The following is a 14,666-nucleotide window of genomic DNA, read 5'->3' on the forward strand; positions in this document are numbered from 1 at the left end:
GATGTGGCGGATGGTGTGGCGTCACATCTTGCTGACCGGGAGGGGGCGTTGTCGAGGGGCGGGCCCGGATGCGGGCCCGCCCCCCGTGGGCGCGGGTTCGTCGGGAGCGGACGCGCCCGACCGTGCGGGTGTCCGACCGTGGACGGGTCAGACCACGAACTTGAAGGTGCGGTCCTTGTCGCCGGTCTTGTCGAACACCGAGGTGATGCCGTCCGCGACGTCCTGCGGGGTGATCGCGGCGACCTGGCCGTTCTTCTTGACCTTCACCTTGTCGAACGCGGTGCCCAGCTGGGCGGCGAGCGCGTCGAGGTCCCACTTGGGCACGATCTTGCCGGAGGCGTCCGGGACGAGCGTGAGCGCCTTGGCCGCGGTCTTGGGGCCGAAGTCCCAGGTCTTCGCGCCGGCCACGACGTGCACCTTGCCCGCGGCGATCTGCTTGCCGAGGCTGTCGGCGGCGGCCTGGAGGGCCTGGGTGGAGATCTTCGGCTGGGCGGCCGTGACGGCGAGGGCGATCGGCTGGTCGGGCTTGCCGTCGGCGCGGTCGCGGTAGGCCTGCTCGATCGCCTCCAGGGCGCTCGCCGACTCCACCGCCTGCCCGGCCCGGCCGGGCACGACGATCGGCTCGCCGTTGACGTCGCCGAACTTGATGTAGCCCTCCTGGAGGCCCTGGCCGGAGCCGGCCGCGAGGGTGTCCAGGGCGGCCCGGAGCTTGGCCTTGTCGACCTTGACCTCCGGGGCGACGGCCTTGGTGCCGCCCTGGAGCGACTTGATGACGTCGACCGGGTTGTAGCTGTGCTGGGCCAGACCGTCCACGGTGGCGGTGGTGTCGAAGCTCAGCCCGGCGACCGCCGGGTCGAGGTCCACGGCCTGGTCGCCGATCTTCAGCTTGAGCGGCTGCTGGCCGGCCTTGCCGACCGACTCGTCCAGCTGGTGGATCGCCTGGTCGCGGCTGCTGCCGCCGATCTCGGCGCCGAGCACCACGGTGCCCTTGGGGACGTCGGACTGGTTGAGCATCAGACCGGTGCCGTACGCGGCCGCGCCGAGGAACAGCACCGCGACGCCGCCGTAGACGCCCAGCTTGACCAGCTTCTTGCCGGCTCCGCCGCGCTTGGCCTTGGCGGGGGCGGCGGGCTCGGCCTTCGCCTTGGCGGGGGCCGGAGCGGGGGCGGCCTTGTCGCCCTTGGCGTCCTTGGTGCCCTTTCCACCCTTGCCGCCCTTGCCCTTGCCGCCCTTGGTGTCCGTGGCGGCCTCGGGCCGGGGGCCGGGGGCCGGGGCCGGCAGCGGGGTGACCGCGGTGGCCTCCGGGTCGCCGGGCTGCGGGGCGCCGCCGGGAGCGCCCGGGAAGAGGGCGCCGGGGCCCGCCGGGGTGGCGGGGGCGTCCTGGCCGGGAGCGGTCGGGCGCTGGGCCGCGAACGGGTCGGTGCCGGTCGGTGCCGAGGCGAACAGGCCCGGCTGCGGACGGCCGTCGGCGCCGTGCGGGGCGCCGTTCCGGGGCAGGCCGGGTATCGCGGCGGGCGGCGGGGTGGTGTCGCGGATCGGCGCGAAGCCGTCGACCGAGGTGTCCTCCGGGCCCGGCTCGCCGGCCGGTCCGGCCTGCGGGTGCGGTGCGGGGGCCGGGTGGCCGTTCGCCTGGAAGTCGTTGCGCGGACCGGACTGGCGCGGGCCGCCCGCCCGGTCGTCGAGCTGCTGCCCGCCCGGCTGCTGACGGTTCCGCTGGCCGCCGCCCCGCCGGGGGAGGCCGCCCTGCTGGCCGGCGTCGGGGACGGAGGTGCCGAACGGGTCGGCGACCGGTGCGACGAACGGGTCGGCGGTCGGCGCGAACGGGTCGGCGACCGGGGCGAAGGGATCGGCGACCGGCGTGAAGGGGGCCGCGGCCTCGTACACGCCGGGCTCCTCCACCGGGGCCTCGGCCTGGAACGGCGCGGCGGGCGCGGCCGGGCGCGGCTGCTTGCCCTGGGCGGGCACCGGGCGGCCGTTCGGGGCGCCGTTGGCGCGGGCGGCCTGGCCCGCGGCCGGGTGGGCACCCTGCGGGCGCGGCTCGGCGACGGCGCCCGGCACGGCCAGGGCCTCCGCCGCTCCGGCGGCACCGGCCGGCACGGCCGCGGGCACGGCGGCCGGGGCGGGCTCGGCGACCGGGGCCTTCTTCTGACGCGGCCGGAACCAGGCGCCGGTGGACTCCGACTCGGAGGTGGCCGGCGGGATCGGCGGGATCTGCCACTCCGGCGGCAGGTTCGGCGGGGCGGCCTGGCGGCCGCCGTCCTCCATCACACCGAGGACGGGCGAGGTCGGCGCGGACCGGTGCCGCGGGCCGCCCGGTTCGGCGGCGGCCGCCGCCGGGGCGTCATCGCCGGGGCCGTCCTCGTTCTTGACGGCGCTGCGGACGACGACCGGCGGGATCGGACGCGAGCCGGGGATGTTGATCCGGACCCGGGTGGTCAGGGTGGTCTCGGTCTTCGGACCGTCGTCCTCGCCGCCCGACGCGGCGCCCGGTCCGGCGTCCGCCCGGTCGCCGCCGGGGAGCCCCGGTGTGCCGTAGGGCGGGGTGCCCGACGGGTAGGCGTCCGGACCCGTGCGCCGGGGCGTCGGGTGGGCGTTGTCAGATTCGCGGCTGCTCAATGCTGCTCTGCTCCGGGTTCGCGGGCGGGCCGTGCGGCGCGACCGCGGTTCGTGGTCGCCGGGCCTTGACGGGGGCGGGCGGCGGTCGGGTACGGCGTTCTGCGGGACCACCATACTGGGAAGAACAGAGCGGCGAACGGCTTCGGACAGATCCTGATACGTCCGGTTCCTCCGGTATGAGAGTAAGGCCGTACGCTCCTGACTGCGCGTCGTACGCGGTACGGTACGCCGTGCACGACCGGGGTCAGCGCGGGGGGCCGGGCACCCCGGGGAACCAGCTGGTGCGGGTGGGCAGGGTGGCGCAGATCACGCCCAGTACCGAGCCGGCGAACAGCCAGGCCAGCGAGGTGGCGTTGGACCACAGCACGTTGTCGCCCTCGGGCCGGGGCACCATCAGCAGCAGCATCGCCAGGAACCAGCCGGCCGCGGGCGCGCCCGCGCCGAGCCGGGTGCCGGTGACCCGCAGGCCGGCGTAGAAGGTGGCCGCGGTCGCGGCGAGCGCCAACAGGACCCCCACCGGCGGCCACAGGGCCTGCACAAAGGATCCGCAGACCGACACCGCGACGCCCAGCAGGAAGAACAGGGCGTAGGCGGCGATCCGGGCGGCGCGCGGGGGCTGGGGCTCGGCCAGCCGCTCCTCGCGGGTGCCGAGCACGGCGGCGGCGAGCGGGCGGCGGGTCGGCCGGGCGGCGGGCTTGCTCATCGGGTGCCCTCCTCGTCGGGCGCGGCGTCGGGCGCGAGGCCGGCGAACAGGTCGTCCTCCGGCTCGCCCGGCCCGGCCTGGCCGCGCACCAACTGGTAGTACTCGGTGGTGAACAGCGGCTGGGCCAGGTCGTTGGAGAGCGCGAAGAAGGCGCCGTCCACGGTGATCTGGGTGGCGTGGGCGGTCATCGCGGCGGTCTTGCGCCCCGCCTGCGCGGCGCCGTCCAGCACGGTGGTGACCACCTCGTCGTCGACCACGCCGGGGACGTCGGCGGGCTGCGCGACACCCGGGAAGGACGCCTTGGCGGCGGCCTCGGCGAGCCCGGCCTCGATCACCGAGCAGGGCATCCGGTTCCAGTACACCTTGGCGATCCGCCAGGCCGGGCCCAGCTCCGGCCGGTGCGCCGGGTCGGCGGCCAGCTCGTACGCGCGCATCGCGACCCGGTGCGCCTGGATGTGGTCCGGGTGCCCGTAGCCGCCGTCCGGGTCGTACGTGACCAGCACCTGCGGGCGCACCTCGCGGACCACCGCGACCAGGTGGCCGGCCGCCTCGTCGACGTCCGCCTGCCAGAAGCAGCCGGGCACGTCGTTCTCGGGCACGCCCATCATCCCGGAGTCGCGGTAGCGCCCCGGGCCGCCGAGGAAGCGGAAGTCGGAAACGCCGAGGGCGCTCATCGCCTCGGTCAGCTCGCCGATCCGGTACGCGCCGAGGGTGTCGTCCCGATCGGCCGTCAGGTGGGCCAGCTCCGGGGGGATCACCTCGCCGCCCTCGCCGAGGGTGCAGGTCACCAGCGTGACCCGGGCGCCCTCGGCGGCGTACCGGGCCATGGTGGCCCCGTTGCCGATCGACTCGTCGTCGGGGTGCGCGTGGACCAGGAGGAGGCGGCGGCCGGTAGTCGCGGTCATGGGGTGAAGCCTAACGACCGCCGTGGCGCGGTCAGAGCCTCAGGCCGTTGATCATTCCGGCGAGGTTGCTGGTGACCTGGCTGATCGACGGGGCGATCGAGCTGGAGGCCAGGTAGAAGCCGAGCAGCGCGCAGACGATCGCGTGCGCCAGCTTCAGGCCGGACCGGCGGATCAGGATCACCACGATGACCAGCATCAGCACGGCGGCGGAGATGTTCATGGCCATGTCGGCTCACACCCCTTCTCGGGCACGCCGCCTCCGGGGAGGCGGCGAGGGACGGTGCGGGACTGGGGGCTGCGGGCGACCGCGGTCCGGGACGGGGCCGGACGGCCGCTCGCGCGACAAGTCATACCCGATGGGTAAGGGCGGCATTACCCTCGGTGAGGCCACGCGCGCCGGGGCATCGTGGCATCCGAGGGGCGCATGGGCCGGTCGGAGGCGGTTTGGACCCCTTTGGGGCGTACTTGCCGACGATGCTCCGAACGAGTGATCAGTGCACGCCCGGGGGTGGTGGTCCGGCGTCATAAGGTCTGGTGCCATGACCTCCCACACCCCTGCCGACACCTTCCCACGGCAGTACGCGCGGACCCTGCGCTACACCGTCGGCGCGCCCCGCTCCTTCTCCGTCGCGCCCGACGGCTCGCGGGTCGTCTTCCTCCGCTCCGGCTCGGGCCGCGACCGGGCCAACCTGCTCTGGACCCTCGACACCGCCACCGGCGAGGAGCGGGTCGCCGCCGACCCGGCCGCGCTGCTCGGCGGCGGCGGGGAGGACCTGTCGCCGGCCGAGAAGGCCCGCCGCGAGCGCAGCCGCGAGGGCTCGGCCGGCATCGTCGGCTACGCCCTGGACGCGTCCGGCGCGCTGGCCGCCTTCGCCCTCTCCGGCCGGCTGTTCACCGCCGACCTCGGCACCGGCGCCACCGCCGAACTGCCCGCCGAGGGCCCGCTGTTGGACCCGCGCCCGGCCCCGGACGGCGCCCACGTCGCGTACGCCAACGCCGCCGGCGAGCTGCGGCTGACCCGCACCGACGGCGGCGGCGACCGGGTGCTCGCCGAGCCGGACGGCCCGAACGTCACCTGGGGCCAGGCCGAGTTCATCGCCCAGGAGGAGATGGACCGCGACCGCGGCTTCTGGTGGTCCCCGGACAGCGACCGGCTGCTGGTCGAGCGCGCCGACGACAGCCCGGTGCGCCGCTGGTGGATCGCCGACCCGGCGAACCCGGACCGCGAGCCCGCCGAGGTCGCCTACCCGGCGGCCGGCGGCGCCAACGCCGAGGTCGGGCTCTGGCTGCTCGACCTGTACGGCGGGCGCACCGAGGTGGTCTGGGACCGCGAGGCCTACCCGTACCTGGGCCGGGTGCACTGGTCGAAGGGCGGCGTGCCGCTGCTCCTGGTCCAGACCCGCGACCAGCGCGGCCAGCGGATCCTCGGCCTGGACACGGCCACCGGCACCACCGAGGTGCTGCACGAGGAGAAGGACGGCGCCTGGCTGGAGCTGTTCCAGGGCGCACCGGCCTGGACCCCGGACGGCAAGCTGGTCCGGATCTCCGACGAGGGGGGAGTGCGGGCGCTGGTGATCGGCGACCGTGCCGTGACCGGGGCCGACCTGCACGTCCGCTCGGTCGTCGCGGTCACCGAGCGGGAGGTGTTCTTCAGCGCCGCCGGCGGCGCCGAGGAGACCGACCCCGAGCCGGGCTGGATCGGCGTCGGCCGGATCAGCCACGACGGCACGCGGCTGGGCTGGGAGTCCGCCAACGGCCGGCCGTTCACCTCCGTCACCAGCGCGGTGCACGGCGGCGGGATCACCGTCCGGGCCACCGCCGAGCCCGACCTGCCCGGCACCCTGGTCACCGTCGCCCGGGACCTGCCGGAGGGCCTGGCGGTCGACGACGTCGCCACCATCGCCTCGTACGCCGAGACCCCGGCCATCACCGCCCGCCCGGTCTTCCGCTTCGCCGGCGAGCGCCGCATCCCGTCCGCCGTCTTCCTGCCCACCGGCTACGACCGCGAGCGGGACGGCCTGCTGCCCGTCCTGATGGACCCGTACGGCGGCCCGCACGGCCAGCGCGTCCTCCAGGCGCACAACCCGCACCTCAACTCGCAGTGGTTCGCCGACCAGGGCTTCGCGGTGGTGGTCGCCGACGGGCGCGGCACCCCCGGGCGCGGGCCGGCCTGGGAGAAGTCGATCGCCTTCGACTTCGCCGGGGCCACCCTGGACGACCAGGTGGAGGCGCTGCGGGCGCTCGCCGAGGAGTTCCCGCTGGACCTCGACCGGGTCGCCGTCCGCGGCTGGTCGTACGGCGGCTACCTCTCCGCGCTCGCCGTGCTGCGCCGCCCGGACGTCTTCCACGCGGCGGTGGCCGGGGCGCCGGTGACCGACTGGGAGCTGTACGACACCCACTACACCGAGCGCTACCTGGGCGACCCGGCCGAGCGGCCCGAGGTGTACGCCGCCAACTCGCTGAGCGGGTACGCGGCCGGGCTGGAGCGCCCGCTGATGATCATCCACGGGCTGGCGGACGACAACGTGGTGGCCGCGCACACCCTGCGGCTGTCCTCGGCGCTGCTCGCCGCCGGGCGTCCGCACACCGTGCTGCCGCTGTCCGGCGTCACCCACATGACCCCGCAGGAGGAGGTCGCGGAGAACCTGCTGCTGCTCCAGGTCGACTTCGTGAAGCGCTCGCTGGGCGTGTGACACCCGTCTGACCAGCGCTTTCGGCGGCCGGTGCCCCTGACGGGGGTACCGGCCGCCGGCATGACATCCGTCATGCCGAAGGCACGACGGCGGACACTGCCGCCGCCACCCGCCCGCGCGGGACTCTGAGGTGGTGCGAACAGCACCGGTCGTGACACCACGAGCGTGACACCCTCAGGGAAGAGGAGCCGGGCAATGGTTACCGAGGTGGCCGCCTTCCGCGGCGTGGGCAAGAGCTACGGGCGGGTGCGCGCCGTGGACGGACTGGACCTCGTGCTCCGACCGGGCGAGACCGTCGCCCTGCTCGGGCCGAACGGCGCCGGGAAGTCCACCAGCCTGGACCTGCTGCTCGGCCTGCGCGAGCCCGACCGGGGCAGCGTGACCCTGTTCGGCGGCGCCCCGCGGGCGGCGATCGAGGACGGCCGGGTCGGCGCGATGCTGCAGAGCGGCGGGCTGATGTCCGACGTCAAGGTGCGCGAGCTGGTGCAGCTCGCCTGCGACGTGCACCCGCGCGGCCGGTCGGTCACGGAGGTGCTGACCGACGCCGGGATCACCGAGTTCGCGGAGCGCCGGGTCGACAAGCTGTCCGGCGGCCAGGAGCAGCGGGTCCGCTTCGCCCTGGCCATCGCGGGCGACAACGACCTGATCGTGCTGGACGAGCCCACCACCGGCATGGACGTCAGCGTGCGGCAGTCGTTCTGGGCGAGCATGCGCGCCCAGGCCGACGCCGGGCGCACGGTGCTGTTCGCCACCCACTACCTGGAGGAGGCCGACTCGATCGCCGACCGCGTCCTGGTGCTGCACCGCGGCCGGCTGATCGCCGACGGCAGCTCGGCGGAGATCAAGGCACGGGCCGGCGCCCGCCGGATCGCCTTCGAACTCCACGACGCGGACGGCGGGTTCGAGGAGTCCGTGCTGCGCACCCTGCCCGGCGTGCAGTCGCTGGACGTCACCGCGCGGGTCCCGGGGGTGCGGACGGTGCGGATCCGGACCGCGGACGCCGACGCCACCGCGGCCGGGATCTACCGGGCGGGGCTGTACCCGCGCGGGCTGGAGGTGGCCGGCGTGGGCCTGGAGCAGGCCTTCCTGACCATCACCGGCGAACTGGACCGCCAGGACGGCGCCCGGCGCGCCGACGAGCCGAGCGCCGACGAGCGGAGCACCGACAAGGAGAGCGTGCGATGACCACCCTGATCAAGCTGGAGATCCTGCGGACCCTGCGCAACCGGCGCTACCTGCTCTTCACCATCGCCTACCCGGCGCTGATGTACTTCTTCTTCATCAACGCCTACGGCTCCACCCAGCTGGCCGGCGGCCTGCCGGTGAAGACCTACTTCATGGTCTCGATGGCCACCTTCGGCGCCGTCGGCGCGGTGCTGACCGGCAGCGCGCAGCGGATCTCGCTGGAGCGCAAGAGCGGCTGGGTGCGCCAGCTGCGGCTGACCGCGCTGCCCGGCCGGGCGTACACCGTCGGCAAGATCGCGGCGACCGCGGTCACCACGCTGCCGGCGATCCTGGTGGTCTTCGCGGTCGGCGCGAGCCAGGGGGTCTCGCTGACCGTGCCGCAGTGGGCCGGACTGACGGCCGCGCTCTGGCTGGGCAGCTTCGTCTTCGCCGCGCTCGGGGTGGCGCTCGGGTACGCGGCCGCGCCGGACGCGGTGCAGCCGATCGTGATGATCACCTACATGGCGATGGCCCTGCTCGGCGGCACCTGGTTCCCGGTGAGCGGCTCGCTGGAGAAGTTCGCCCGGTTCAATCCGGTGTACCTGTACAACCAACTGGCCGGCTTCACCCGGCCCGGGCACTCCCTGGACACCGTCGCGGTCGCCGGGCTGGCCGGCTTCCTCGTGGTGTTCGCCGCCGCCGCGGCGGCGCTGTACCGCCGCGACACCCGCCAGGCATGATGACCGGCATGAGTGACGCGCGCCGGACCCACCGCACCGACGAACCGCCGGAGGTGGGGGCCGGGCGCGCGTCCTTCATGAACGTGCCCGGCTCCCCGGTGGAGACCAGGCGGCAGCTGCTGGTCAAGGTCGCCTGGATGCTGCTGTGGATGCTCTACCTGGCCTACCCGGCCGGCGACCTGCTGAGCGGCGCCCACAACACGGCCGGGACGGTGCTCGGCTGGTGCTGCCTGGCCGGGTTCGTGGGCGCCTACGTGCTGCTGGTGATCTTCCGCTCGCAGGCCGGGATGCGGCCGCGGGCCTGCCTGGCGATCGTCACGACGATGGTCGCGCTGGCCGTCGCCACCTCGGTCGTCCTCGGCTCCGCCTTCCTGACGCTGTTCATCTACGCCTCGGTGTGCGTCGCCATCATCACGCCGGCCCGGTACGCGCTGCGCGTGCTGATCGCCATGGCCGTGCTCACCGCCGTGGTCGGGGCGGCGATCGGGGCGGGCAACGACAACATCACCACCTTCGCGCTCAGCGCCTTCCTCTCCGGCGTCGCGATGACCGGGCTGCAGCGGCTGGTCGCCACCATGAAGGAGCTGCGCGAGGCCCGGGCCGCCGTCGCGCACCTGGCCGCCTCCGAGGAGCGGCTGCGGATGGCCCGCGACCTGCACGACCTGCTCGGGCACTCGCTGTCGCTGATCACCCTGAAGAGCGAGCTGGCCGGGCGGTTCATGGACGCGGGCAAGGACGAGGCGGCGCGGGCGCAGGTCGCCGACATCGAGCAGGTCGCCCGGCAGTCGCTGATCGACGTCCGGGAGGCGGTGACCGGCTTCCGCCGGCCGACCCTGCCGGTGGAACTGGCCGCCGCCCGTACCGCGCTGGCCGCCGCGCAGGTCCGGCTGGAGGCCGCGCCGGAGCTGGTGGACGCCTGGCCGTCGCTGGCCGAGGAGGAGACGGGCGCGCTGGCCTGGGCGCTGCGCGAGGCCGTGACCAACGTCGTCCGGCACGGCGAGGGCGCCACCGTCTGCACGGTCACGGCGGACGAGAGCTGGGAGGCGAGCGGCGAGCGCTACGCCGTCCTGGAGATCGTCGACAACGGGCGCGGGCCGGGCAAGTCCCAGCCGGGCAACGGGCTGTCCGGGCTGGAGGAGCGGCTGGCGCTGGTCGGCGGGCGGCTGGAGACCGGGCCGGGGGAGCGCGGGCGGGGCTTCCGGCTGCGGGCCTCGGTGCCGCTGCGGACGGCGCCCACTGCGGCGCCGGCGCCCGTGTCGAAGCCTCTTTAGGGCTGCCGCGCAGGCCCTCAGGTCAGGGGGAGCTCCAGGACGAAGCGGGCGCCGCGCGGGGCGTGGGCGACCCGCAGGGTGCCGCCGTGCCGCGTGGCGATGTCCGCGGCGATGGCCAGGCCCAGGCCGCTGCCGCCGGAGTCCCGGCTGCGGGCCTCGTCGAGCCGGGTGAACGGCTCGAAGATCCGCTCGCGGTCCTCGGGCGGCACGCCCGGGCCGTCGTCCCGGACCTCCAGGACGCAGCCGTGCGCGGTCCGCCGCGCGGACAGCACCACCTCGGCGGACGCGTGCCGCCGGGCGTTGTCCAGCAGGTTGCGCACCAGCCGGTGCAGCCGGATGCGGCTGCCGCGCACCGGCACCGCCTCGGGCGCGTCCACCCGCAGGGCGAGCCGGGCGCCGAGGCCGGGGCGGTACTGGTCGGCGAGCTCGCGCAGCACGGCGGACAGGTCGACGGTGGTGAGCCGGCCGGCCGTCGCCGGGTGCGCGCCCCGGGCCAGGAACAGCAGGTCCTCGGTGAGCTGCTGGAGCCGCTCGACCGAGGTGAGCGCCTCCCGGGTGGTGGCCGGCCAGTCGGTGCGGTCGGGGTGCGCCAGCGACACCTCCAGATTGGTGCGCAGCGCGGCGATCGGGCTGCGCAGCTCGTGCGAGGCGTCCGCGACGAAGCGCTGCTGCTGCACGGCCGAGCGCTCCAGCCGGTCCAGGGTGGCGTTGGTGGTCCGGGCCATCCGGGTGAGCTCGTCGCCGGCGGGCGGCACCGGGACGCGGCGGTCCAGCCGGTGCTCGCCGATCTCGGCCAGTTCGGCGCGGATCGCCTCCACCGGGCGCAGCGCCCGGCTGGTCGCCGCCCAGGCCGTCAGCGCGACCAGCAGCGCGGCGGCCGGCACGCCCACCTGCAGCACCGGGTCGATGGTGTGCAGCGAGGCCTCGGCGGCGAACGGGGTGGCCAGCACGTACACGGTGAACGGGCCGACCACCGGCTTGACCGGCTGGCCGTTCTCGTCGTTCTGCCGCAGCAGCGGGCTCCAGCTGCCCAGCGCGGTGAAGGTGCGCCCCGAGTAGCGGTTGGCGGCGGCCTCCCCGGCCGGGCCGATGGCGACCCGCTGGACCGACTGCCAGTCGTCCGGCGCGAGCTTCGGTACGGCGGCGGGCGGGTCCCCGGCCAGGTGCTGGGTGGTCAGCGGGCCGCCCATGGTCAGCACCCGGCCGTCGCTGTCCAGCACGAGGTACGGCAGCCGCCCGTAGTCCGCGAGCTGCTGGCCGTGCTTGTAGCCGCTGCTGATCTCGCGGGCCTGGGCCTGGGCGTCCGCCTCGGCCGCCTCCAGCTGGGCGTCGTACATGTGGCCGCGCAGCCACCAGGCGCCGACGCCGAGCAGCAGCAGCGCGGCCAGGCCGGCCGCCAGCGAGGTGCGCAGCCGGGTGGAGAGCCTGCCGGGCACCGGTCAGGCCTCCAGCCGGTAGCCGACGCCGCGCACGGTGGTGATCGAACGGACGCCGAACGGCGCGTCCACCTTGCGGCGCAGCATGCTGACGTACACCTCGACGATGGACTCCTCGCCGTCGAAGGCGATGTCCCACACCTCGTCGACGATCCGGCGCTTGGACAGCACCTCGCCGGGGTGCTCGGCCAGGCAGCGCAGGACGGCGAACTCCCGCTCGGTGAGGGTGATCTCGGCGCCGCCCCGGCCGCAGCGGCGGCCCGCCGGGTCCAGCCACAGGTCCCCGACCCGCAGCAGCGGGCCCGGCGTCTGGCTGCGGCGGATCAGCGCGCGTAGCCGGGCCAGGAAGACCAGGTAGGAGAACGGCTTGGTGAGGTAGTCGTCGGCGCCGGTGTCCAGGCCCTCGGCCTCGTCGTACTCGCCGTCCTTGGCGGTCAGCATCAGGATCGGGGTGGTGACGCCGTCGGCGCGCAGTGCCTCGCACACCTTGTAGCCGTTCAGGCCGGGCAGCATGATGTCGAGCACGATCGCCCGGTAGGCGTGCCGCTGGGCCAGCCGCAGGCCGGTGAGGCCGTCCGGGGCGAGGTCGACGGTGTAGCCCTCGACCTCCAGGCCGCGCCGTACGGCCGCCGCGACCTGGGCGTCGTCCTCCACCACCAGAATCTCCATGCGGATCAGGATGCCACCGGCGCCGGATCCGTTCCTTAAGCCGTCTTCAGCTTTCTCAGCCCCGCTTCAGGGGCGCGGGTGCATGCTCTCGCCGTTTCCGCCGATCAGTTCGAGTCGGTGCCTGACACGGGAGGTGCCGGCGGATGACCGTACTGGAGGGTCCTCCGTTGCCCCGCCCTCCGCTGCCCGGTCCGCCGGGGCCCGCCCGCCACCGGCGGCCGCGCCGCACGCCGCCGCCCAGCCTGGTGATGGCGGCCGGGACGGTGGTCTCCCGGGCCACCGGCTTCGTCCGCTCGGCGCTGCTGGTGGCGGTCCTCGGCTCGGGGCTGCTCGCGGACGGGTACAACGTGGCCAACACGGTGCCCAACCTGCTGTTCGTGCTGCTGATCGGCGGCGCCCTGAACACCGCGCTGGTGCCCCACCTGGTGCGCGCCGCCAAGGAGTCGGCGGACGGCGGGGCGGCGCACGTCGACCGGCTGGTGACGGTGCTGGTGGTCACCCTGCTGGTGCTGACGGCGGTGGTGGTGCCGGGCGCGCCGTACCTCGTGCGGGCCTACACCGCGTACGGCGGTGCGCAGTTGGACCGGACGGTGCTGCTGGCGTACCTGTGCCTGCCGCAGGTGTTCTTCTACGGGCTGTTCACGGTGCTCGGCCAACTCCTCAACGCCCGGCAGCGGTTCGCGCCGATGGCCTGGGCGCCGGTGCTCAACAACCTGGTGGTGATCGGGGTGTTCGCCGGGTACCTCGGCCAACGGTCCTTCTCCACGGCCGACGTGACCGTGCTGGGGGCCGGCACCACGGCCGGGGTGGTGGCGCAGAGCCTGGTGCTGCTGCCCTGCCTGCGGGCCGCCGGGGTGCGGCCCCGGCCGCGCTGGGACTGGCGGCAGGCCGGGCTCGGCGAGCCGCTGCGGGCCGCCGGGTGGACGCTGCTGCTGGTGCTCGGCGACCAGGTGGGCTACTGGGCGGTGACCCGGCTGTCGACCTCGGTCGGCTCGCGGGCCGCCGAGGCCGGGCTGCCGGGCGTCGGGTACACCGCGTACAGCAGCGCGTACCTGCTGTGGATCGTGCCGCACGGGGTGGTCACGGTGTCGGTGGTGACGGCGGTCGTTCCCGCGCTCACCGCCGCCGCCGACTCCCCGCGGGCCGTCCGCGCGCTGCTCGCCCGCACCGTCCGCACCATCGCGGTGGTCACCGTCCCGGCGGCCTGCGCGTTCGCGGTCCTCGCACCGCAGCTGTGCGCGCTCGCCTTCGGACACGGGAGCACCGGCGCCGACGACGTACGGGCCATCGCCGGGATGCTGACCGCCTTCGCGCCCGGCCTGGTCCTGTACTCCGCCGGCTACGCGCTGACCCGCGTCTTCTACGCGCTCGGCGACAGCCGTACGCCCTTCCTGCTCAACCTGCTGCCGGTCGCCGCCACGGCGCTGGGGGCGGTGCTCTGCCACCGGCTGCTGCCGCTGCGCTGGGCCGTCACCGGGATGGCCGGCTGCTACGGGGCGTCGTTCCTGCTCACCTGCGCGGCCGCCGCCCTGCTGCTGCGCCGGCGGCTCGGGCCGCTGCGGGTCCTGGGAGCCCACGGGAAGCCGCTGCTGGCCGCCCTGCCGGCCGCCGCGGGCGCCTGGTGGGCCACCCGGTACGGCCTCCTGCCGGCCGCCGCCGCCCTCGCCGTCGGCTACCTCCTGCTCGCCCACCTCCTCCGGATCGAAGAACTGTCCGTCCTCACCACACGATTGCGCAGGCGCCCATGACCCTCCTCCCCAGCGACGTCGCCCGGGTCCTCGACTTCCTCCTCCCCGAGGGCCACCCCCTGCGCGCCCAGGTCCCGCACCTGCGCGTCGAGTCCCGCTGCCGGTGCGGCTGCAGCACCGCCCTGTTCGCCGGCGTCCAGGACGGCGCCCGCTCGGAGGTGGTCGCCGAGGCGGCGATCGGCTCCGACGGCGAGATCCTGCTCTTCGCCGAGGACGGCCGGCTCTCCTGGCTGGAGGTCTGCTCCTGGACCGACCCCAAGCTCACCCTCGTCGACGCCGCCCGCTACCTCGGCGGGGAACCCGGGCGGCCGGAGTGAGCGTCGTACCGGGCATGCCCACCGTTCTCATCCTCGGCTTCGACCCGCACACCGTCCCCGGCGTGGACGGCGACGCGGTGCGGGCCCTCCTCGACGCCGAACTCGCCCGCTTCACCGAGCACGGCATCGACGCCGCCGTGACCCTGGTCGCCCCCGACGACGCCGCCGAACCCGCCGTCGTGGCGGCCCTCGCCGGGCGCCGCTGGGACGTCGTCGTCATCGGCGGCGGCATCCGCAAGCCCGAACCGGCGCTGCCGTTCTTCGAGGCGGTCGTCAACCTGGTCCGCCGTCACGCCCCGCAGGCGGCCGTCGCCTTCAACACCAGCCCCGCCGACAGCGTCGAGGCCGCCCGCCGCTGGCTGCCGTAGCGGGGCGCCGGCCCGGCCTTCAGCCCGCGCCTGGCC

13 protein-coding genes are annotated in these 14,666 nt (G+C 75.2%); 7 read left to right on the forward strand and 6 right to left on the reverse strand.

All coding sequences use genetic code 11. From position 1 onward, the window contains the following. Window positions 1–147: 147 nt before the first annotated feature. The 4 genes from AMK13_RS05270 to AMK13_RS05285 all read right to left on the reverse strand — a co-directional run bounded on the left by AMK13_RS05270 (window position 148) and on the right by AMK13_RS05285 (window position 4,450). Window positions 148–2,616: a peptidoglycan binding domain-containing protein gene (locus AMK13_RS05270; RefSeq protein ID WP_198959318.1), complete on the reverse strand. Its 2,469-nt coding sequence runs from the start codon at window positions 2,614–2,616 to the stop codon at window positions 148–150. Window positions 2,617–2,860: 244 nt separating this feature from the next. Further along, window positions 2,861–3,319 (reverse strand): DUF6113 family protein, encoded by a 459-nt coding sequence (locus AMK13_RS05275; RefSeq protein WP_220450057.1) that lies wholly within the window; start codon window positions 3,317–3,319, stop codon window positions 2,861–2,863. After that, window positions 3,316–4,224: an N-acetyl-1-D-myo-inositol-2-amino-2-deoxy-alpha-D-glucopyranoside deacetylase gene (gene mshB / locus AMK13_RS05280; RefSeq protein ID WP_074001360.1), complete on the reverse strand. Its 909-nt coding sequence runs from the start codon at window positions 4,222–4,224 to the stop codon at window positions 3,316–3,318. The genes AMK13_RS05275 and mshB overlap by 4 nt, the downstream gene beginning before the upstream one ends. 31 nt (window positions 4,225–4,255) lie before the next feature. Further along, window positions 4,256–4,450 (reverse strand): DUF2304 family protein, encoded by a 195-nt coding sequence (locus tag AMK13_RS05285; RefSeq protein ID WP_049658010.1) that lies wholly within the window; start codon window positions 4,448–4,450, stop codon window positions 4,256–4,258. A gap of 313 nt (window positions 4,451–4,763) precedes the next feature. Between AMK13_RS05285 and AMK13_RS05290 the strand changes: the two genes are divergently transcribed. The 4 genes from AMK13_RS05290 (at window position 4,764) to AMK13_RS05305 (ending at window position 10,092) form a co-directional block, all read left to right on the forward strand. After that, window positions 4,764–6,917, forward strand: coding sequence for a S9 family peptidase (locus tag AMK13_RS05290; protein WP_074001361.1), 2,154 nt, complete (start codon window positions 4,764–4,766; stop codon window positions 6,915–6,917). Window positions 6,918–7,112: 195 nt separating this feature from the next. Beyond that, a complete protein-coding gene (locus AMK13_RS05295) occupies window positions 7,113–8,102 on the forward strand; it encodes an ABC transporter ATP-binding protein (protein WP_074001362.1) in 990 nt (329 codons plus the stop codon). Beyond that, window positions 8,099–8,821, forward strand: a complete 723-nt coding sequence (locus AMK13_RS05300) for an ABC transporter permease (protein WP_049658004.1) — start codon at window positions 8,099–8,101, stop codon at window positions 8,819–8,821. Before AMK13_RS05295 ends, AMK13_RS05300 begins: the two co-directional genes overlap by 4 nt. Before the next feature lie 8 nt (window positions 8,822–8,829). Further along, window positions 8,830–10,092: a sensor histidine kinase gene (locus AMK13_RS05305; RefSeq protein WP_241852761.1), complete on the forward strand. Its 1,263-nt coding sequence runs from the start codon at window positions 8,830–8,832 to the stop codon at window positions 10,090–10,092. 17 nt (window positions 10,093–10,109) lie between these two features. Here AMK13_RS05305 and AMK13_RS05310 read toward each other — a convergent pair whose 3' ends face one another. After that, window positions 10,110–11,528 carry a sensor histidine kinase gene (locus tag AMK13_RS05310; RefSeq protein WP_074001363.1) on the reverse strand — a complete coding sequence of 473 codons (1,419 nt, stop codon included), beginning with the start codon at window positions 11,526–11,528 and terminating at the stop codon, window positions 10,110–10,112. Between the two features lie 3 nt (window positions 11,529–11,531). Then, a complete protein-coding gene (locus AMK13_RS05315; RefSeq protein WP_049657347.1) occupies window positions 11,532–12,197 on the reverse strand; it encodes a response regulator transcription factor in 666 nt (221 codons plus the stop codon). Between the two features lie 143 nt (window positions 12,198–12,340). Between AMK13_RS05315 and murJ the strand changes: the two genes are divergently transcribed. The 3 genes from murJ to AMK13_RS05330 are packed head-to-tail and all read left to right on the forward strand — an operon-like array spanning window position 12,341 to window position 14,630. Continuing rightward, the gene (murJ, locus tag AMK13_RS05320) at window positions 12,341–13,945 is read left to right on the forward strand and encodes a murein biosynthesis integral membrane protein MurJ (protein WP_079271868.1); all 1,605 of its coding nucleotides are present in this window, start codon (window positions 12,341–12,343) and stop codon (window positions 13,943–13,945) included. Further along, the gene (locus AMK13_RS05325; RefSeq protein ID WP_049657348.1) at window positions 13,942–14,262 is read left to right on the forward strand and encodes a hypothetical protein; all 321 of its coding nucleotides are present in this window, start codon (window positions 13,942–13,944) and stop codon (window positions 14,260–14,262) included. Before murJ ends, AMK13_RS05325 begins: the two co-directional genes overlap by 4 nt. 14 nt (window positions 14,263–14,276) lie before the next feature. Further along, window positions 14,277–14,630 carry a hypothetical protein gene (locus AMK13_RS05330; protein ID WP_074001365.1) on the forward strand — a complete coding sequence of 118 codons (354 nt, stop codon included), beginning with the start codon at window positions 14,277–14,279 and terminating at the stop codon, window positions 14,628–14,630. Window positions 14,631–14,666 lie beyond the last annotated feature (36 nt).

The organism is Streptomyces sp. CB02056, from assembly GCF_001905545.1.
In the GTDB taxonomy this organism is placed as follows: Bacteria; Actinomycetota; Actinomycetes; order Streptomycetales; family Streptomycetaceae; genus Kitasatospora.

Bases quoted from the DNA above. Each gene is read 5' to 3' on its own strand.
- AMK13_RS05315 (WP_049657347.1), bottom strand. From the start codon at position 12,197: ATGGAGATTCTGGTGGTGGAGGACGACGCCCAGGTCGCGGCGGCCGTA.
- AMK13_RS05305 (WP_241852761.1), top strand. From the start codon at position 8,830: ATGAGTGACGCGCGCCGGACCCACCGCACCGACGAACCGCCGGAGGTG.
- AMK13_RS05300 (WP_049658004.1), top strand. From the start codon at position 8,099: ATGACCACCCTGATCAAGCTGGAGATCCTGCGGACCCTGCGCAACCGG.
- mshB (WP_074001360.1), bottom strand. From the start codon at position 4,224: ATGACCGCGACTACCGGCCGCCGCCTCCTCCTGGTCCACGCGCACCCC.
- AMK13_RS05325 (WP_049657348.1), top strand. From the start codon at position 13,942: ATGACCCTCCTCCCCAGCGACGTCGCCCGGGTCCTCGACTTCCTCCTC.
- AMK13_RS05285 (WP_049658010.1), bottom strand. From the start codon at position 4,450: ATGGCCATGAACATCTCCGCCGCCGTGCTGATGCTGGTCATCGTGGTG.
- AMK13_RS05275 (WP_220450057.1), bottom strand. From the start codon at position 3,319: ATGAGCAAGCCCGCCGCCCGGCCGACCCGCCGCCCGCTCGCCGCCGCC.
- AMK13_RS05330 (WP_074001365.1), top strand. From the start codon at position 14,277: ATGCCCACCGTTCTCATCCTCGGCTTCGACCCGCACACCGTCCCCGGC.
- AMK13_RS05295 (WP_074001362.1), top strand. From the start codon at position 7,113: ATGGTTACCGAGGTGGCCGCCTTCCGCGGCGTGGGCAAGAGCTACGGG.
- murJ (WP_079271868.1), top strand. From the start codon at position 12,341: ATGACCGTACTGGAGGGTCCTCCGTTGCCCCGCCCTCCGCTGCCCGGT.
- AMK13_RS05290 (WP_074001361.1), top strand. From the start codon at position 4,764: ATGACCTCCCACACCCCTGCCGACACCTTCCCACGGCAGTACGCGCGG.